This is a genomic window from Plantactinospora alkalitolerans, assembly GCF_015690345.1.
In the GTDB taxonomy this organism is placed as follows: Bacteria; Actinomycetota; Actinomycetes; order Mycobacteriales; family Micromonosporaceae; genus Plantactinospora; species Plantactinospora alkalitolerans.
This window is the reverse complement of the sequence record NZ_JADPUN010000239.1, coordinates 1-18,466: the sequence shown is the minus strand read 5'-3', so window position 1 is coordinate 18,466 and position 18,466 is coordinate 1. Positions and strand designations below refer to the sequence as shown.

At 71.9% G+C, this 18,466-nt stretch carries 15 protein-coding genes and 1 pseudogene; 8 read left to right on the top strand and 8 right to left on the bottom strand.

The window, feature by feature from the left end; translation table 11 throughout:
* Window positions 1-51: 51 nt before the first annotated feature.
* Window positions 52-1,227, bottom strand: a complete 1,176-nt coding sequence (locus tag I0C86_RS26885) for an acyltransferase domain-containing protein (RefSeq protein WP_196204075.1) — start codon at window positions 1,225-1,227, stop codon at window positions 52-54.
* 134 nt (window positions 1,228-1,361) lie between these two features.
* Window positions 1,362-2,591, bottom strand: coding sequence for a PucR family transcriptional regulator (locus I0C86_RS26880; protein ID WP_196204074.1), 1,230 nt, complete (start codon window positions 2,589-2,591; stop codon window positions 1,362-1,364).
* Window positions 2,592-2,651: 60 nt separating this feature from the next.
* Between I0C86_RS26880 and I0C86_RS26875 the strand changes: the two genes are divergently transcribed.
* Window positions 2,652-3,320: a phosphatase PAP2 family protein gene (locus I0C86_RS26875; RefSeq protein ID WP_196204073.1), complete on the top strand. Its 669-nt coding sequence runs from the start codon at window positions 2,652-2,654 to the stop codon at window positions 3,318-3,320.
* 45 nt (window positions 3,321-3,365) lie between these two features.
* On the opposite strand, the gene I0C86_RS26870 is transcribed toward I0C86_RS26875, so the two are convergent.
* A complete protein-coding gene (locus tag I0C86_RS26870; RefSeq protein WP_196204072.1) occupies window positions 3,366-4,091 on the bottom strand; it encodes a response regulator in 726 nt (241 codons plus the stop codon).
* On the bottom strand, window positions 4,088-5,425 hold the full coding sequence (locus I0C86_RS45200) for a sensor histidine kinase (protein WP_323373868.1): 1,338 nt from the start codon (window positions 5,423-5,425) through the stop codon (window positions 4,088-4,090). The genes I0C86_RS26870 and I0C86_RS45200 overlap by 4 nt, the downstream gene beginning before the upstream one ends.
* Before the next feature lie 330 nt (window positions 5,426-5,755).
* On the opposite strand from I0C86_RS45200, the gene I0C86_RS26860 reads away from it, so the two are divergent.
* Entirely contained in the window at window positions 5,756-6,292 is a 537-nt protein-coding gene (locus I0C86_RS26860; protein ID WP_196204071.1) for a hypothetical protein, read from the top strand.
* A 200-nt stretch (window positions 6,293-6,492) separates the two neighbouring features.
* Window positions 6,493-7,278 (top strand): hypothetical protein, encoded by a 786-nt coding sequence (locus tag I0C86_RS26855; RefSeq protein WP_196204091.1) that lies wholly within the window; start codon window positions 6,493-6,495, stop codon window positions 7,276-7,278.
* Window positions 7,279-7,405: 127 nt separating this feature from the next.
* Here the strand turns inward: I0C86_RS26855 and I0C86_RS26850 are convergent, their stop codons facing one another.
* On the bottom strand, window positions 7,406-8,062 hold the full coding sequence (locus tag I0C86_RS26850) for a hypothetical protein (protein ID WP_196204070.1): 657 nt from the start codon (window positions 8,060-8,062) through the stop codon (window positions 7,406-7,408).
* Between the two features lie 222 nt (window positions 8,063-8,284).
* On the opposite strand from I0C86_RS26850, the gene I0C86_RS26845 reads away from it, so the two are divergent.
* Window positions 8,285-8,701: a copper resistance CopC family protein gene (locus I0C86_RS26845; protein WP_196204069.1), complete on the top strand. Its 417-nt coding sequence runs from the start codon at window positions 8,285-8,287 to the stop codon at window positions 8,699-8,701.
* Here I0C86_RS26845 and gltX read toward each other — a convergent pair.
* On the bottom strand, window positions 8,595-10,007 hold the full coding sequence (gltX, locus tag I0C86_RS26840; protein ID WP_196204068.1) for a glutamate--tRNA ligase: 1,413 nt from the start codon (window positions 10,005-10,007) through the stop codon (window positions 8,595-8,597). The two genes, I0C86_RS26845 and gltX, sit on opposite strands and share 107 nt — an antisense overlap.
* Before the next feature lie 206 nt (window positions 10,008-10,213).
* On the opposite strand from gltX, the gene I0C86_RS26835 reads away from it, so the two are divergent.
* A complete protein-coding gene (locus tag I0C86_RS26835; protein WP_196204067.1) occupies window positions 10,214-10,651 on the top strand; it encodes an SRPBCC family protein in 438 nt (145 codons plus the stop codon).
* Between the two features lie 61 nt (window positions 10,652-10,712).
* Here I0C86_RS26835 and aceE read toward each other — a convergent pair whose 3' ends face one another.
* Window positions 10,713-13,469 (bottom strand): pyruvate dehydrogenase (acetyl-transferring), homodimeric type, encoded by a 2,757-nt coding sequence (aceE, locus tag I0C86_RS26830; RefSeq protein ID WP_196204066.1) that lies wholly within the window; start codon window positions 13,467-13,469, stop codon window positions 10,713-10,715.
* 308 nt (window positions 13,470-13,777) lie between these two features.
* Here aceE and I0C86_RS26825 point away from each other — a divergent pair, with 308 nt between their 5' ends.
* Both I0C86_RS26825 and I0C86_RS26820 read left to right on the top strand, forming a co-directional pair.
* On the top strand, window positions 13,778-14,182 hold the full coding sequence (locus I0C86_RS26825) for a YjbQ family protein (RefSeq protein ID WP_196204065.1): 405 nt from the start codon (window positions 13,778-13,780) through the stop codon (window positions 14,180-14,182).
* 91 nt (window positions 14,183-14,273) lie between these two features.
* Window positions 14,274-15,965 carry a DUF4139 domain-containing protein gene (locus I0C86_RS26820; RefSeq protein WP_196204064.1) on the top strand — a complete coding sequence of 564 codons (1,692 nt, stop codon included), beginning with the start codon at window positions 14,274-14,276 and terminating at the stop codon, window positions 15,963-15,965.
* 128 nt (window positions 15,966-16,093) lie between these two features.
* Here I0C86_RS26820 and I0C86_RS26815 read toward each other — a convergent pair whose 3' ends face one another.
* The gene (locus I0C86_RS26815) at window positions 16,094-17,746 is read right to left on the bottom strand and encodes an alkaline phosphatase D family protein (protein WP_196204063.1); all 1,653 of its coding nucleotides are present in this window, start codon (window positions 17,744-17,746) and stop codon (window positions 16,094-16,096) included.
* Between the two features lie 277 nt (window positions 17,747-18,023).
* On the opposite strand from I0C86_RS26815, the pseudogene I0C86_RS26810 reads away from it, so the two are divergent.
* Window positions 18,024-18,466 (top strand): annotated as a pseudogene (locus I0C86_RS26810) (hypothetical protein); the annotation flags it as partial.

The following is an 18,466-nucleotide window of genomic DNA, read 5'->3' as shown; positions in this document are numbered from 1 at the left end:
CTGCTCACCGGACCACCGCCGGGCGGTGGTCGGTGATCTCTCGGTGACCGGTCATGAGAGCTGTCCTCCGATGCGGGCGAGGGGCTGGCCCGGGGCGACCGGGTCGTCGTGGTGCGCGAGCCATTCGGTGAGTACCCCGGAGCCGTGAGCGGCGACCTCGACGGCGCCCTGCCGGGTGTTGACGTGGCCGACGACCTGCCCAGAGTCGATCATGTCGCCCTCGGCCAGTCCCTCGACCGGGGCGAAGGTCCCGGCGCTGGTGGCGACCACGACCCGGAACTGCATGGTCGGTTCGTGGCCGGCCGGGGCACCGTGCCGGGCGATCAGGTCCCGGGCGGCGGCCAGGTCGTCCGGGGTGTTCAGGGTGACGATCTCCGGCAGGGCGTCGCTGCCCTTGAGTTCGCGCTTGATCAACCCGGCCAGGGTACCCGCCGGAGGAAGCTCGATCACGGCGGTGACGCCGAGGTCGGCCAGGCTGCGGATGCACAGGTCCCAGCGGACCGGCGCGGTCACCTGGCGGACCAGGCGTTGCAGCATCTCCCGGCCGTGGTTGACGGCGGCACCGTCGAAGTTGGAGAGCAGGATCCGGGTCGGTTCGGTCGGGGTGATCCCGGCCGCGATGACGCCCAACGCCTGCTCGGCGGGGGCCATGTACGGGGTGTGGAACGCCCCGGCGACCTTCACGCTGATCACCCGGCTGCCGGCGGGGGGCTCGGCGGCCAGCTTCGCCAGCCGGTCGACCGTCCCGGCCACGACGATCTGACCCGCGCCGTTGAAGTTGGCGGGGTGCAGTCCGTGTGCCTCGACGGCGGCCAGCACCTCGTCCTTGTCGCCGCCGAGCATCGCGGACATACCGGTCGGTTCGAGGGCGCAGGCGGCGGCCATCTCCCGGCCGCGTACCCCGGCGAGGGTGACCGCGGTCTCCGGGGTCAGTACGCCGGCCAGCGCTGCGGCGGCCAGCTCACCGACGCTGTGCCCGGCGGTCGCGGTGACGTCGTACATCGGAAGGTGTTCGGCGGCGAGCAGGGCGGCGGCGACCAGCAGCGGCTGGGTCCGCGCGGTGTCCCTGATCTCGTCGGCGTCCCCTTGGGTGCCGAGCCGGACCAGGTCGACGCCCGCCAGCGCGGACCACCAGTGCAGTCGCGCCTCGGCGCCGGGCAGGTCGAGCCATGGAGTCAGGAAGCCGGGCTTCTGGGAACCCTGGCCGGGCGAGAGGACGGCGAGCACGCCTACGACTCTCCTGGATCATTGGCCGGCGTGTGCTTGCCGTGATGGACCAATCCGCACTATCAGCTTTGTGAGGTTCCTACAAAAATCAATGACGATCACAGACTTGGCGGGATGTCTGTCCTAAACGTCGCCTAATGTCCCGTGCCTGGTCCGACCGGTGCGGACGGATCCAGGCGTCCGATCGTCAGCGCCATCCGCAATGCGAAGGAATCCCGGGCCGTCAGCGGTGAGAAACCGGTCACATCGGCGACCCGGCGCAGCCGGTACCGGACCGTGTTCGGGTGGACGAACAGCGTTCGGGCCGTGCTCTCCAACACTCCGCCGGCCGCGAAGAACGCGTCCAACGTCTCCAGCAGCTCCCCGCCGGCCCGGACCAGTGCGGCGTAGACGTCCTGGCGCAGGCTCCGGCGGGCCTCCGGGTCGCCGGCCAGCGCCCGCTCCGGCAACAGGTCCCCGGCGGCCACCGGCCGAGGTGCCGCCGGCCACGCGGGTGCCGCGCGGAATCCGGCCAGGGCCGCCCGCGCCGAGTCGGTGGCCGAATCCAGGCTCGGCACCGCCGGACCCACCACCACCGGCCCCGGGCCGAAGCCGGCGAGCAGCTTCTCGGTGGCGGCCAGCGGGTCGGCCACGCCACCCAGCACCACCACCAGCCGATCGCCGTGCACGCCGCCGATCATCTCCAGCCCCAACCGCCGGGTGACCCGGTAGATGGTGTGCAGCACCGCGGCCACCTCGCCGCCGGGGGAGCGGCCGACCGCCACCGCCACCGGCGGAGCGTCCGACCAACCCAGGGCCGCGGCCCGGCTGGCCAGCACGTCCGGGGAGTCGCCCCGGAGCAGCGCGTCCACCAGCAGCGCCTGCAACCGGGCGTCCCAGGAGCCGCGTGACTCCGCCGCCCGCGCGTAGACCCGGGCCGCCGCGAAGGCGATCTCCCGGGAGAACTTGAGTACGGCCTCGTGCAGCAACCGCTCCTCGCCCGGTGCCGCCAGGTGCGGGACCTGCTGCTCCACCACGTCGATGGTGACCTTGATCAGCGCCACCGTCTGCTGCAGGCTGATCGACCGGGCCAGCGCCCGGGGAGCGGCGGCGAAGACCTCGTCGGAGACCTCCTGCGGGCTGTCCGTCACGCCACCGGCACCCCGATCGGTGCTGCTCGGCAGGGAACGCAGCCACTCCACCAGCGAACGGACGCCGGCCTGGGCGACCAGCATCACCCAGGAGCGCTGCTCGGCCGGCAACTCGCGGAACCAGGGCAGCGTCTCGTCCATCCGGCCCACACTGGCGGTGGCCAGCGTGCCCGCCGCCCGCTCGATCCGGCGCAGCGTGGCCGCCAGCTCGCCGTCGCCCGCCTCGGTCCCCATCGGCCCAGCGTGCCACGTTCACCCCCGGACACCGCCACCCGGCCGTGGCATCATGCTTCGATGATCGCCCGTCCGCCGCTGGCCGTACCGTTGCTCGCGCTCGCCGGGTTCCTGGTGCTGCTCGCGCTGACCGCCGGGGACTGGGCGCCGCTGGGAAGGTTCGACGACGCGCTCAGCGACGCCTTCCGGGGGTACGGCGGCGCCAGCCCCGGCCTCGTCGACGTGCTCCGGGTGGTTACCGACGTGGCCGCCACCGTGCCGTTCGTGGTCGCCGGCCTGGTGATCAGCATCGCCCTCGCGACCCTCTCCCAGCGCCGGCCCGCCGCGCTGTGTGCCCTGGTGACCGTGACGGTGCCGGTGCTCTGGGGGCTGATGCACTGGCTCGTGCACCACCCCCGGCCGGAGAACGGCTTCGTGGTGGTGGACAGCAACGGCTTCCCGAGCGGGCACACCAGCAACGCGGCGGCGGCGGCCCTGGTGGCCGTGCTCCTGCTCTGGCCACGACTGGCGACGGCGGGTCGGGTGGTCACCGCCATCCTGGCCGTGGCGTTCGGGGTCTTCGTCGGGCTCACCCGGTTGGCGCTGCTGGCGCACTGGCCCGCCGACGTCCTGGGCGGCTGGCTGTTGGCCCTCGCCGTCGTCCCGCTGGCGGCCCGGGCCGCGACCCGCTGGGGTGGCGGCACCGAACGGACCTCCGCCGGGGACCGGGCCGACCAGGTCGTCCGGTAGCCGAGCTGCCGGTCCGAGGTGGCCAGGTCCCGGTCGCCGGGCAGTTCAGGGGTTCGGCAGACCCAGTTCCTGCGCGAGAATCGCCGCCTGCACCCGGCTGCGCAGACCGAGCTTGCCGAGGATCCGGCTGACGTGGGTCTTGGTCGTGCTCTCGGCCATCGCCAGCCGGTCGGCGATCTGCTGGTTGGACAGTCCCCGGCCGAGGCAGGCCAGCACGTCGCGTTCCCGGGGCGTGAGTTCGTCCACCGCCGTCCGGTCGACCGCCGGGGCCTCCGGCGGGGTGGCGGCGAAGGCGCTGATCAGGCGCCGGGTGACGGCGGCGGCGATGATCCCCTCGCCCCGGGCCACGGTACGTACCGCGTCGAGGAGTCCCTCCGCGTCGGTGTCCTTGAGCAGGAAGCCGGACGCGCCGGCCCGGAGCGCGCCGAAGACGTACTCGTCGAGGTCGAAGGTGGTCAGCACCAGGACGTCGGCCAGCCGCTCGGCGACGATCTCGCGGGTCGCGGAGACGCCGTCGAGCCGGGGCATCCGCACGTCGAGCACGGCCACGTCCGGCCGGAGTTTCCGGCACAGCGCCACCGCCTCCTCCCCGTCGGCGGCCTGGCCGACCACCTCCAGGCCCGGCGCGGCGGCGAGGATCAGCACGAGGCCGGCCCGAACCGCGTCCTGGTCGTCGGCGATCACCACCCGGATCGGGGGTACGGCCCCGGTCGTCCCGTCGCGGTCGGTCGACCCGCCGACCCCGGTTCCGTCCGGACCGAACTCGATCATGACAGCGGTCGCGAGGCGGCCACGACGCCGACCCGGATGCCCCCTGCGGCGGCGACCTCGGCGCGGGTGACGGGAGGCTCGGCGCGGCTGGCGGTCCCGGGGTACGGAAGTTCCGCGTGCACCCGCCAACCCGGCCCGCACCGTCCGGCATCGAACCGGCCGTGCAGCAGGGTGACGCGCTCCCGCATCCCGATCAGCCCCGCGCCCGCGCCGGGCAGCCCGGCCCCCGCCGGAGCGCCGCGCCACGGCGAGCCGCCGGAACCGGCACCCGGCGGGTCGGCGACCGGATTCTCGATCGTGAGGTCGACGCGTTGCTCCCGATGGCGGATGGTGAGGGTGGCCGGTCCGCAGCCGTGCTTGAGCGCGTTGGTCAGCGCCTCCTGGACGATCCGGTAGGCGGCCAGATCCACGCCGACCGGCAGTGGCCGAACCGTGCCGACCGTCTCGAACCGTACCGGCAGGCCGGCGCTCCGTGCCTGGTCGACCAACCGGTCGACCTCGGTCAGCCCGGCCCGTACGGGGTCGTCCAGTGCTCCCAGCGAGATCGGGTCGGCCTCGGCCGGTTCACGGAGCAGACCGATCATCTGACGCATCTCGGCGAGCCCCTGCACGCTGTTCTCGCGGATCACCCGCAGAGCCTGGTCCCGCTGGGCGCGATCGAGCCCGGAGACCGACAGCGCCGCGGTGGCGTGGATGGCGACCGCGCTCAGGTGGTTGGCGATGACGTCGTGCAACTCCCGGGCCATCCGGCTCCGCTCCGCCGCCACCGCCTGGCGACGGTCGAGTTCGGCCAGCCGGGCGGTCTGCTCGGCCCTGGCCCGGTCGGCGGCGGCCTGGTCGCGGTACTGCCGGACGCTGATGCCACTGACCACCGGCAGTACGCCGATCAGCACCACCGGCACGCTCAACCCGATGCCCTGCCACGACAACGGGCGCAGGAGGACCACGCCGGCCACCGCGGCGAGGCCGGTGACCACGAGGTTGATCCACAACAGTCGGCGCCACATCCTCGGCGGCCCGTAGACGCAGGAGTCGAAGAGCACCTGGGTGTAGACCAGGGTGGTGGCCAGCGACGAGCCGCAGGCCAGATCGACGGCGAACGCGACCGTACCCAGTGCCAGGGCGCGGCGGGTGGCCACCCGGCGCAGTGCGACGGCCGTACAGGTGGCGACGAGCGTCCCGAGGGTCACCAGTGGCGAGGAATCCAGGAACCCGGGATTGAGCGGCTGGTAGATGCCGAGCGCGAGCATCAGCAACCCGCCCGCCAGCGAGGCGAGCGCCAACGCGATGTCCCGGGACATCGTCCCGCGTTCCAGGCTCAGCCGTGCCGTCACGTACCCGATCCCATCACATCCGCCGACCGTTGCCGTCCGTCCTGCCGACGAGGCTGGACGGTACGGGTCCGTCGAAGGATGTAGCCGTACCTCTTTCGACGGATCCGCATCTCGGCAGCGGTGGCGACGTCCCGGCCGAGGCCGCCGGACAGACTTGGCACGACGGCAGGCGGCAGGCACAGTCCGGCATCAGGCGCAGTCCGGCAGCAGGCGCAGGCCAGTGGCAGGCACAGGCCGGCAGCAGGCACGGGCCAGCGGCGGGCACAGGCCAGCGGCGGGCACAGGCCAGCGGCGGGCACGGGGCAGCGGCGGGAGAGGGAGGTTCCGGCGGTGGTGGCGGTGATCGCTGCGGGCGAGATCGGCTTCTGGGTGTTGCTCGGGGCCGGACTGATCGCCCGGTATCTGCTCCGGATGCCCCGGCTGGGAGCCCTGCTGCTGCTCGCCACGCCGCTGATCGACCTCGTCATACTGGTCGCGACCGTGCTGGATCTGCGCCGGGGCGCGACAGCCGAGTTCGTCCACGGCCTGGCAGCCGCCTACCTCGGCTTCTCCGTCGTGTTCGGGCACAGCATGATCCGCTGGGCGGATCAGCGGTTCGCCCACCGCTTCGCCGGCGGACCGCCGCCGGTCAGGCCTCCGAAGGGCGGCTGGGCCCGGGCCCGCTACGAGTGGCGGGAGTGGGGCAAGGGACTGCTGGGCTGGGCCGTCGCCTGCGGCCTGCTCGGTCTGGGCATCCTCATGGTCGGCGACCCGAGCCGTACGGGGGAACTGCTCGGCTGGATCTTCCGGCTCACCGGTGCGATGGTGATCTGGCTCGTCGCGTTTCCGGTCTGGGTGACCCTCTTTCCGCAGCCGGCCCAGGACTGAACACCTCCGACATCCGGCCCTTGTTTGGGCGGATTGCACCAGTTCTGGTCACGGCGGCGTCGAGTCCGTCACCTCGGACCAGTACGGTGACATGGTCCCGACGACGCGGATGCCACGTTCTGACCTACCGGCCACGGACGCGGGCGCCACTCTCCACCCGGGGCGACCGCCCATTCGGCGGCGAGTGTGAGGAGGCTTGGATGGCGCATGACGCTGAGCACGGCTGTGCCGAGGGCGAGCCGAGTCGGCTGCTTGGTGATCATGAGCCTCTGCCTCCGCTGGGCCCGGCCAGCCGTCTCCGCTGGGTCTGCGGGGCCAGTGCCGGACTGCCGGCGGGACCGGTCGAGGGGATCTCCGGCCGGACCGACGTGGATCCCGGAGATCCGGGAGACCGGACCGGACCGGCCCGTCCGATGGAGGCGGTGGACTGTTCCGGCAGTGTGCGGCCCGGGGATCCGGCGGAACGCGTCGACCTGGACCGAGAATTGGACCCAGGCGATCAGCGCGACGGAACGCCGGCCGTGGAACTGGTCGCCCGTTCCGGCCGGGGCGCCGGTTCGGACGGGGCCGACCGGGGCGCCGGCAGGGCAGAACCGGGGCTGGGCGGGGAACGGTCGAGGCTGATCCCCCGACCACGGCCGGGCGAGTCGCGCTACCGCTCCGCTCCGGAGCCGGACCACCGCGCCGATCCCGACCCGGATGATCCCGGTGCCTTCGAGTCGGGTGGCCACGGTGCTTCCGATCCCGGTGGCCGTGACACTTCCGAACCGGGTCGCCTCGGTGCTCCGGAGCGGGTCGGCGGGACCACCGGATCGGCGGAGGAATCCGGTGGACCGTCGGACGACGAGGTGGACGACGTGGATTGCGGCCGTACGCCGGGTTGCCGGACCGATCGTCCCGGCTGGGCCGGAGCGCATCGCCACGGCGCGGTACGGCCCTCTCGGCGCGCCGTCCGGCGTGACCGTCCGCCGCGCCGATGGTGCTGATCCGCCACCGATGGACCGGGGCCGGGATCGGCCTGCCGCGCCCCGGGTGGTGCCGCGATCGTGCCGGCCCGGTCAGCGGCTAGGCCCGGTCAGCGGGTACGGCCGGCCGGTCAGCGGGTACGGCCGGTCAGCGGGTACGTCGCCGTACCAGCAGCGCGATGCCGGCCAGCCCGAGTGTGATCGCGACCAGTACGGCGCCGTTGAGCAGCATCAACCGACGTAGTTCGCCGAGTAGCCGGTCGACATCCTCGCCGGTGCCGATCGCATCGTCCGGGATCACCCGTTCGCCACCGCCGATACCACCGCCGTGCAGGGTGGTGATGTTCTGGTCGGGCAACGGGGCGCCGGCCGCCAGCAGCGTCTCCGCCATCGTCAGTCGACCGAAGAACCACGCCGCGCCGGGCTGGGTCCGGTCCGGCTGCCGGGCCGGTCGGAAGGCGCGCGGGCCGCCCTTGGCGAGGGGGTAGAGGTCGTAGGACTTCTTGGCGGCGTCACCGACGTGCACCACGACCGTGAATTTCGGCCCCAGGTCGGCCGCCTTCGGCGCGGTGGTGGGTCCGTCGCCGGTCAACCAGTCGACCTGGTCGAGGACCGCCTCGAAGAGATCCTTGTTGTTGTCCGCCCGCAGGGTCAACGGGTCGGGCATGCCCTTGCTCGTGATGACCACCGACGTGGGTTTGGGCGCGGGCTTGGCGGACGCCACACCGCCGATCGCCAACCAACTGCCCGCCGCAACCAGCAGCGTCACCACGCCGACAAGTCGACGACTCACCTCTCCGGCCATCGCCGACCTCCTCGCCCCGTTTCGATGGTGGCCATAATGCAGGTCACGCGCTGGTTGGTCGGTGGAGCGCACGACACTGTCGCAGATGGACCGGCCGTGCTAACTACAAAGACTCCGCAGAACGCCGCTCGGTTGCACCTGCACGAGCAGTAATTGGAACTATCTGCGATCCAGGGTCGACTAAGTGACGAGCCATTGATCAGCTCGGCGAATAGTAGCGGGATGGAAGAGGTCACGGGGCGCCGGGTCACCACTGTGGCAGCGCTACTGCTCAGTGGTGCTCCGGGGATCCCGTGGCTGCCCCGGGTGCTGCCACCCGCCGGTCCGGCGGCCGCGCACAACTCGTTGACCGGCAGTGATCCCCGCGACGGCGCCCGGCTGGAGGCGGCGCCGGCCACCGTGCGACTGACTCTCCTCGCACGACCCGATCCGACTACCACCCGGGTCACGGTAACGGGCCCGGACAACATTTCCGCAACGGCCCGGAAACCTTCCTACTCCGGTTCCCGGGGCCGCCTTCGTCTCGGGCCGGTCAGGGCTGTAGCCGGACCCGGGCCGCGCGTAGCCGGGTCAGGGTCCGATCCCGACCGAGTACGACCAGCGACTCGAACAGCGGCAATCCGACACTGCGCCCGGTGACCGCCACCCGGACCGGTGCCTGGGTCTTGCCGAGCTTGAGTCCGCGGCGCGTGCCGACCTCCTCCAGCGTCGCCTTGAGTGGCTCCGCCTCCCAGCTCGGCAGCGCCTCGAACGCGACGATGGCGTCGTCGAGCAGTTCGGCGGCGTCGCCCTTGGTGCTCTTCGCCCAGGACGCCTCGTCGATCAGCGGCGAGTCGAGGAAGAGGAAGTCGACGTTCGCGACGATCTCGCTGAGCACCGCGATCCGGGTCTGCGCGAGCGGTGCCACGGCGGCGAACGCCACGGCGTCGAACTCCTCCGGCCGCCACGGCGGCGGGGCGATCGTGTCGGTACCGCTCAACCACGGCTGGCAGGCGGCGGCGAACTCCTCGACCGGCAGCGCCCGGATGTACTCGCCGTTGAAGGCGCGCAGCTTCTTCTCGTCGAAGAATGCCGGTGACGGGTTGACCTCGGCCAGCCGGAACTCCGACTCGATCACCGACCACGGCACGATCTCCCGGTCGCCCGACGGCGCCCAACCGAGCAGCATCAGGTAGTTGCGCATGGCGCTGGCCAGGTAGCCCTCGTCGCGGTACGCCTCCAGGGCGACCTTGTCCCGCCGCTTGGAGAGCTTCTGGCGCTTCTCGTTGACCACCACCGGCACGTGTGCCCAGATCGGCGGCTTGACCCCGAGCGCGTCCCACAGCAGTTGCTGCTTGGGCGTGTTCGGCAGGTGCTCCTCGGCCCGGATGACGTGGGTGATGCCCATGGTGAGGTCGTCCACCACGTTCGCCAGCAGGAAGACGGCCGAGCCGTCACCCCGGGCGATCACGAAGTCCTCGATCAGCTTGTTCTCGAACGTCGGCTCGCCGCGGATCAGGTCGACGACCACGGTCTCGCCCTCGTCCGGCGTACGGAAGCGCAGTGCGCGTCCGGGGCCCGCCTCCAGGCCACGGTCGCGGCAGAAGCCGTCGTAGCCCTGGTACTGCGAGCCGGTACGCGCCTGGATCGCCTCCCGCGTGCAGTCGCAGTAGTACGCCCGCCCCTCGTCGTGCAGCCGGGTCGCCGCGTTCCGATGCTCGCTCGCGTTGGCGGACTGGAAGTACGGCCCCTCGTAGCTGCCCCGCTCGATCCCGATCCAGTCCAGCGCGGACAGGATCCCCTCGGTCCACTCGGGGCGGTTCCGGGCCGCGTCGGTGTCCTCGATCCGCAGCACGAACACGCCACCCTGTTGCTTGGCGTAGATCCAGTTCTGCAGGGCCGAGCGGGCACCGCCGACGTGGAACATTCCGGTCGGGGAAGGGGCGAAGCGTACGCGTACCGTCACGGGCCAAGCCTACGCAGACCTCCCGGGCGGCCCGCCACCAGGTTTCCCGCCGCCGCTTCGCCGGTGGCACCCGTCGGATCACCAGCCGGCCGAACTTCACGGTGGTAGTTCATTCCGGCGTGTCATCCCGCAATAGCCCGATTTGGCCCGTATTCGTGAATAAGCTGCGAATGGTCACAGGTTGTCCGCAATGGAGGCGGCTAGGGATGATGCTCATAGAACGCAGCACGCGGGTGTCGGCGCCGATCGAGGCCGTCTGGGACCTGGTCCAGCGCGCCGAGGACCTGCCGGGTTGGCTGGCCGGGGTGCGACAGGCGGAGGTGCTCTCCGGCGAGGGGATCGGCCGACGGCAGCGGGTGCACGCGGCCGGTCGGGCGTTGGACGCCGAGGTGATCGCCTACCAGGAGCCGACGCTGATCGCGTGGCGCGAGCGGGTCGAGGGCTCCGGCGCGCGCGCCGAGGCGCGCACCGAGGTGTACGTCGAACTCGCCCCGGAGGAGGACGGCACCTCGGTACGCCTGATCATGGTGCGCTGGCCCGCCGGCCCGGTCAGCGGGGCGCTGCTGCGCTGGGGGATGCGCCGCGTCGGGGCCGATCTCGAGGGTTCGCTCGCCCGGCTCACCGGGATGGCCACGGTCGGCTGAGGGGCGGGCTGCCGCGACTGCGACAACCCGCCCCTCCCGGACCTGGCTCAGCGATCAGCGATCAGGAGTCCCCGCCGGTCTCGCCCACCGGGGCAGCCGCGATGTCGTCGATCGCGTACTTCTTCGCCGCCTCCGCCGGCACCGACGCCGGGACCACCCCACGGAGCGCCAACTGGCCCAGCGTGGCCACGGCCACCGACTCCGCGTCCACGTGGAAGTGCCGGCGCAGCGCGTGCCGGGTGTCCGACAGGCCGAAGCCGTCGGTGCCCAGCGAGGTGTAGTCGCCCGGAATCCAGCGGGAGATCAGGTCGGGTACCGCCCGCATCCAGTCGCTGACCGCCACCACCGGTCCCTCGGCGTCGGCCAGCTTGCGCTGGACGTACGGCACCCGCTGCTCGTCACCGGGGTGCAGGAGGTTGTACTGCTCGCACTCCACCGCGTCCCGGCGCAGCTCGGTCCAGGAGGTCACCGACCAGACGTCGGCCGCCACCCCCCAGTCCTGGGCCAGCAGGTTCTGTGCCTTCAACGCCCACTGCATACCGGTACCGGAGGCGAGGATGTTGGCCCGCGGTGCGGTGCCGCCGTCCTGGCCCGGGACCGAGGGGGCCGGCGAGTACCGGTAGATCCCCCGGAGCAGCCCGTCCACGTCGACCTCGGCCGGCTCCACCGGCTGCAGGATCGGCTCGTTGTAGACGGTCAGGTAGTAGAAGACGTTCTCCGGCTTCTCGCCGTACATCCGGTGCAGGCCGTTCTCGAAGATGTGTGCCATCTCGAACGCGAACGCCGGGTCGTACGCCACCACGGCCGGGTTGGTCGCGGCGATCAGGTGCGAGTGGCCGTCCTCGTGCTGCAGGCCCTCACCGTTGAGCGTGGTCCGGCCGGCGGTGGCACCGAGCACGAAGCCCCGGGTCATCTGGTCGGCCGCCGCCCAGAACGCGTCACCGGTGCGCTGGAAGCCGAACATCGAATAGAAGATGTACAACGGGATCATCGGCTCGCCGTGCGTGGCGTACGCCGAGCCGGCGGCGGTGAACGAGGCGACCGAGCCGGCCTCGTTGATCCCCTCGTGCAGGATCTGCCCGGTGGTGGACTCCTTGTACGACAGGAACAGCTCCCGGTCGACCGAGGTGTACTTCTGGCCGTGCGGCGAGTAGATCTTCTGGGTCGGGAAGAGCGAGTCCATCCCGAAGGTCCGGGCCTCGTCCGGGATGATCGGCACGAACCGCTTGCCGAACTCCCGGTCCTTCATCACGTCCTTGAGCAGCCGGACGAACGCCATCGTGGTGGCGATCTTCTGCTTGCCGGAGCCCCGCTTGACGTCGGCGAACCGTTCCGGGCCGGGGACCGCCAGCGGCGTCCAGGCGGTCCGCCGCGAGGGCAGGTAGCCGCCGAGCTGCTGCCGCCGCTCCCGCAGGTACTCCATCTCCTCGGACTTCTCGCCGGGGTGGTAGTACGGCGGCAGGTACGGGTTGGTCTCCAGCTTCTCGTCCGGGATGTCCAGGTAGAGACGGTCGCGGAAGGTCTTCAGGTCGTCCAGCGTCAGCTTCTTCATCTGGTGGGTCGCGTTGCGGCCCTCGAAGCTCGAACCGAGCGTCCAACCCTTGATCGTCTTGGCCAGGATCACCGTCGGCTGGCCGGTGTGCTCGGTGGCCGCCTTGTAGGCCGCGTAGAGCTTCCGGTAGTCGTGCCCGCCCCGCTTCAGGTTCCAGATCTCGTCGTCGCTGAGCCCGTCGACCATCTTGCGGGTCCGCGGATCGCGGCCGAAGAAGTGCTCCCGGACGTACGCCCCGGACTCCGCCTTGTAGGTCTGGTAGTCGCCGTCCGCCGTGGTGTTCATCAGGTTGACCAGCGCGCCGTCGGTGTCCGCGGCGAGCAGCGGGTCCCACTCCCGGCCCCAGACGACCTTGATGACGTTCCAGCCGGCGCCCCGGAAGAACGCCTCCAGTTCCTGCATCACCTTGCCGTTGCCCCGGACCGGACCGTCCAGCCGCTGGAGGTTGCAGTTGATCACGAAGGTGAGGTTGTCCAACTCCTCGCGGGCCGCCACGCCGATCGCGCCCAGCGACTCCACCTCGTCCATCTCACCGTCGCCGAGGAACGCCCATACGTGCTGGTCGGAGGTGTCCTTGATGCCCCGGTGGTGCAGGTAGCGGTTGAACCGGGCCTGGTAGATCGCGTTGATCCCGCCAAGCCCCATCGAGACCGTAGGGAACTCCCAGAAGTCCGGCATCAGCCGCGGATGCGGGTACGACGGCAGCCCGCCGCCCGGATGCGAGAGCTCCTGCCGGAAGCCGTCGAGCTGATCCTCGGACAGCCGGCCCTCCATGAACGCCCGGGCGTACATGCCGGGCGAGCCGTGGCCCTGGTAGAAGATCTGGTCGCCGCCGCCCGGATGGTTCTTGCCCCGGAAGAAGTGGTTGAAGCCGACCTCGTAGAGCGAGGCCGAGCTCGCGTAGGTGGAGATGTGACCGCCGACACCGATCTCCGGCCGCTGCGCGCGGTGCACGAGCATGGCGGCGTTCCATCGGATGTACGCCCGGATCCGTCGCTCTATGTGCTCGTCGCCGGGGAACCAGGGTTCCTGCTCCGGCGGGATCGTGTTGATGTAGTCGGTGGTGGTCAGGGGCGGCACCCCGACCTGGCGCTCCCTGGCCCGCTCCAGCAGGCGCAGCATGACGTACCTGGCGCGTTTGGCACCCCGGTCGTCAATGACACCGTCAAGCGACTCGACCCACTCGCTGGTTTCTTCGGGGTCGATGTCCGGAAGCTGGCTCGGCAGGCCGTCGCTGATCACCGGGCGCTTGCGTTCCGTGGCCACAGGCGTTCCCTAGGTTGTGTGTGGGATAGGTCTCTAGCGCCATCCTGCCCCCTGATGCCTAGCTCCGTCACGTCTAGACCGCGTAGAGGCGATGCTCGACACAGGTACCCGGGGGTAACTTTCCGGCAACATGGCGGTCTTCGCCGAAGATCTTGCGGCTGGAGATCGTCCGGGACCTCTCGCCCCGCCGTCCGCGGCGCCGCCTCGTCCGCCCGGCTGTGCCTCGTCCACCGGGGCGCCGGCGACGTCCGGCTTTGCCCCGTCCGCCCGGCTGCGCCGGCCTCGTCCGCTCCGGCAGACTGGGCGTCATGCAGAGCGAGGTGATCACGATCCGGACCGGGTCCCGACCAGTGGTCCGGGACATCACCCGGGAGGCCGAGCAGTTCCTCGCCGGTAAGGGCGACGGGCTTCTGCACGTCTTCGTACCGCACGCCACGGCCGGACTGGCGATCATCGAGACCGGGGCGGGTTCGGACGACGACCTGCTGACCGCGCTCGACGACCTGCTGCCCACCGACGACCGCTGGCGGCACCGGCACGGATCACCGGGGCACGGGCGCGACCACGTACTGCCGGCCTTCGTGCCGCCGTACGCGACGCTGCCCGTGCTGGACGGCCGGCTCGCGCTCGGTACCTGGCAGTCGATCTGCCTGGTCGACCCCAACGGCGACAACACCACCCGGCAGGTCCGGTTCTCCTTCCTGCCCGGCTGAGCTGTCAGAGCTGTTAGGAGGGGACCCTTCTTCTACAGAAAGCGATAAGAAGGGGCCCTTCCTTACAGGGGTGGGCCGGTAGCCTCGCGCGATGACGCCATCCCCGATCGACGCGCCGATCGTCGCCGTGACGGTCTATCCGGACCGGGCCCGGGTTACCCGCCGGATCGACCTCAACCTGCCCGCCGGAGAACGCGAGCACCGGGTGCGGTTCGGGCCGCTGCCGCTCGGCCTGCGGCGTGATTCGCTCCGGGTGGGAGGTCGAGGTCCGGCGACCGTGCTCGGGGTGGATGTGCTGACGGAGGTACGGCCCCGGGCCACCGAGGGCACCGCCGCCGAGTTGGCGTTCCGGCGTCGCGCCCTGAACGCCGAGCTGGCCGAGCTGGCCGACGCCGACGCGGTCGAGGGGCAGCGAGCCGACTTCCTGACCCTGCTCGCCCAGCGGGCGGGCGGCAGCTACGCGCGGGCCCTCGCGGCCGGTGACGCGTCGCCGGCCGACGTCGCGGGGTTCGCGGACTCGGTGGCCGAGCAGACCGCCGCGAGCCAGGCCCGGCGGCGGGAGCTGAGCCGCCGCCGGGACGAGACGTCGGACCGCCTGGCCGCCGTCGAGCGTGAGCTGGCCGCGCTGTCCGGCGAGCGGCCGGCGGACCGGCTCGTCGCCGAGGTGACCCTGCGGATCGAGCCGGAGGATGACGGGCCGGAGGATGACGGGCCGGTCCGGGACGAGCCTGAGGGTGCCGAGCCGGAGGACGCGGACGGGGCCGCGGCGGAGGAGGTGCGGCTCGAACTGTCGTACGTGGTGGAGGGTGCGGGCTGGACCTCGTCGTACGACCTGCGGCTGGTCGACGAGACGCTGACGCTCACCTGGTTCGGACTGGTCAGCCAGCGCACCGGGGAGGACTGGCCGGAGTGCGAACTGCTGCTCTCGACCGCGCGCCCGACCAGCGGTGGTACGACCCTGCCGGAGTTGGTCCCGTGGTACCTGCGCCAGGCGGAGCCGATCGGGTTCAGCGGTGCGGAGGGCGGCCCGGGCGGTGGACCGGGGTACGCGGTCGCGGCCGCCGGCACACCCGTGCCGCCGCCGGGCGGCAGACCACGGTCGCCGGGTGCCGCGCCGCGCCGGGTCGCCCCGGTGGCACAGCCCACCGCCACCCTGGAACAGGGCGTGATGGCGGCGACCTACCAGCCGGCCCGCACCGTGGCCGTACCCGCCGACGGCGGCAGCCACCGCGCCGTCGTCGCCACGCTCGAGCTGCCGACCCGGCTCGACTACCTCACCGCGCCGATCCGTACCCCCGGGGTCCACCTGCGGGCGACGGCGGTCAACAACTCCGCGCACACCCTGCTGCCCGGTCCTGCGTCGGTGTTCCACGGCGGCGACTTCGTCGGCGGTACGACGCTGCCGACCTGGGCGCCCGGCGAGGAGGTCAAGTTGGCGCTCGGCCAGGACGACCGGATCAGGGTGAAGCGCGAGCTGGTCCGGCGCAGCGACACGAAGGTCACGTTGGGCTCGACCCGGCGTCGGGAGGCGGAGTACCGGATCAGCGTGGCGAACCACACTCCCCGGCCGGCCCGGCTGACGGTCCTCGACCAGCTTCCGGTGTCCCAGAGCGAGGGGATCACGGTCCGGGAGCTGCGCCTCGATCCGGCTCCGGACGAGCGGGCCGGGTTGGGCGAGTTGATCTGGCGACTGGAGCTTCCGCCGGGACAGTCCCGGGAGATCGTGCTCGGGCTCCGGGTGGAACTGACCAGGGGCGTCGAGATGGTCGGTTGGCGGGAGTAGGCGAGGTCGGCGGAAGTACCCGGGGTCGGCGGGGCGGGCGGCACCGGCGGTGCGGGAGCCGCCACGTCGACCCGGCGGAGCCGCCACGTCGACCCGGCGGGACCACCGGGTCGGCGTGGCGGGCGCGGTCAGGGGCGGAGGGTCTCCTGGGCCCGGGTCTCGGCGGCCTGGTCGACGCCGGACCGGGCGGCGGTGGTGGCCGGGTCGACCGGGCGGTCGTACGTCTGGTGCAGCCCCGGCACCCGGTCGGCGACCACGAACGACGCCCGGGTGTGCACCGGTGCTCCCGGCGTGGTGACGTGCGGCAGGACCCTGAAGTCCGCCTGGAACTCCCGCTCGGTGAACCGGGTCAGCACGTAGCCGCGCTGGTTGTTGTGGAACCGCAGGTGCGGGTTGTGCGGGAAGTACGGGTGGCTGCCGGTCACCGAGTCGGCGCCGTCACCGCCCGAGGTGATCGACGAGCAGACGAGTTCGCTGCCGACCGTCCGCGAGGTCGGGTCGTCGTAGTCGAGTTTGAGGTCGGTGGCCCAGTGCGCGTGCACGTCACCGGTGAGCACCAGCGTGTTCCGGACCCGGGCCTCGACCCAGCCCCGGGTGATCCGGTCCCGGGAGCCGACGTACCCGTCCCAGCTGTCCATCGAGGTGAACTTGGCCGGGCCGGCGTCGGTGTCCCGCTGGCCGAAGAAGACCTGCTGGCCGAGGACGTCCCAGCGGGCCTCCGAGCGCCGGAAGCCGTCGATCAGCCAGCGCTCCTGCTCCGCGCCGGTGATGGAGCGGGCCGGGTCGAGGGCGGCCGGGCAGTCCTTCGTGCCGTCGCCGCAGGCCTGGTCGTCCCGGTACTGCCGGGTGTCCATCATGTGGAAGTTGGCCAGCCGGCCCCACCGGATTCGGCGGTAGAGCTGCAGGTCGATGCCGCGCGGGATCGAGGTGCGGCGCAGCGGCATGTTCTCGTAGTACGCCTGGAACGCCGCCGCCCGCCGGGCCAGGAAGTCCGGCTGCGGGATCTCCGGCTTCTCGTACGCCTCGTCGGCCCAGTTGTTGTCGACCTCGTGGTCGTCGAAGACCACCACCCAGGGTGCGACCTGGTGCGCGGCCTGCAGGTCCGGGTCGGACTTGTACTGCGCGTGCCGCTGCCGGTAGTTGGCCAGGGTGACGGTTTCCGGGCCCTCGTGGTCGCGCGGGTTGCCGCCCGGGATGTTGTACGAGTCCTTGGTGTACTCGTACTGGTAGTCGCCCAGGTGCAGGACCAGGTCCGGGTCCTCCTCGGCCAGCCGCCGGTAGGCGGTGAAGTAGCCGTGCTCGAACTGCGAGCAGGAGGCGAAGGCCATCACGAGTTTCCCGCCGGAGGCCCACGGCGCCGGCGCGGTGCGGGTCCGGCCGACCGGCGAGGTGTGCCGCTCGGCGTGGAACCGGTAGAAGTACTCGCGTCCCGGTTGTAGGCCGCCCAGTTCGACGTGCACGCTGTGCCCCGCCTCGGGGCGGGCCACGGCGGTACCGCGCCGTACGACGCGCCGGAACCGCTCGTCGGCGGCGAGTTCCCAGCGCACCGGCACGGGCCGGTTCGACATCCCGCCCAGGCCGTCCTCGGCGAGCGGGGTCGGGGCCAACCGGGTCCAGAGCACGAAACCGTCGTGGTCCGGGTCACCGGAGGCAACGCCGAGGGTGAAGGGGTCGGTGCGGAGCGGCCGGCCGGCAACGGCCGCCGAGGGCAGCACGGTGACCGCGCCGGCGGCACCGACCGCGGCGCCGGAGAGCAGGAGGGTACGGCGGGACAGGGCCATCGGGATCTCCCAGGATCTGTGGGGGGACAGACTGGGAGCAGCCTGGCGATCACCGGTTCATGGGGTCGATCATCGCGATAGCTACCCGTCGAACATCGAGTGAAGGGAAGGGAGGGGCATTGCCCGAATCGGTCGGAACCGATGTGCCGGAGTCCGGTGTGGCGGCTCGGGGGTCGGCGGCCGGGCCGGGCGCGGCGGAATCGGGCACGAACTGACGGTTGCGACACACTGTCCAGTTGTGACGTGTCTGAGTGGTCAGGGGTGGCCGAAGTCGGTAATGCTGTCCGACGTGACCACCCCTCAAGATCTCGACGAACGGTTCCGGGAGGCGGTCGGTGCCGTCTCGGCATCGACGTCCGGGCGGTCGGCCGAGGAGCCGGTCCGGGACGGCGGCACGCTCGACGGCGGACGGGCCCTGGAACTGTACGACGCCCAACTCGTCAGCCGGCACCTGGACCTGGCGGCCCGCTGGTTACGCAGCTTCGGCGAGGGGTTCTACACCATCGGCTCCTCCGGACACGAGGGGAACGCCGCGGTGGCGCTCGCCGTCCGGCCGACCGACCCGGCACTGCTGCACTACCGGTCCGGCGCGTTCTACTGTGCCCGGGTCGGGCAGGCGGCCTCGGGGCGCGCCGACGACGCCGCCGACGCCGAGGAGGCCGGGGGCGCGCATCGCCTCGGACACCCGTTCGGCGACCCCCACCCGCCGCCGAGCATCGG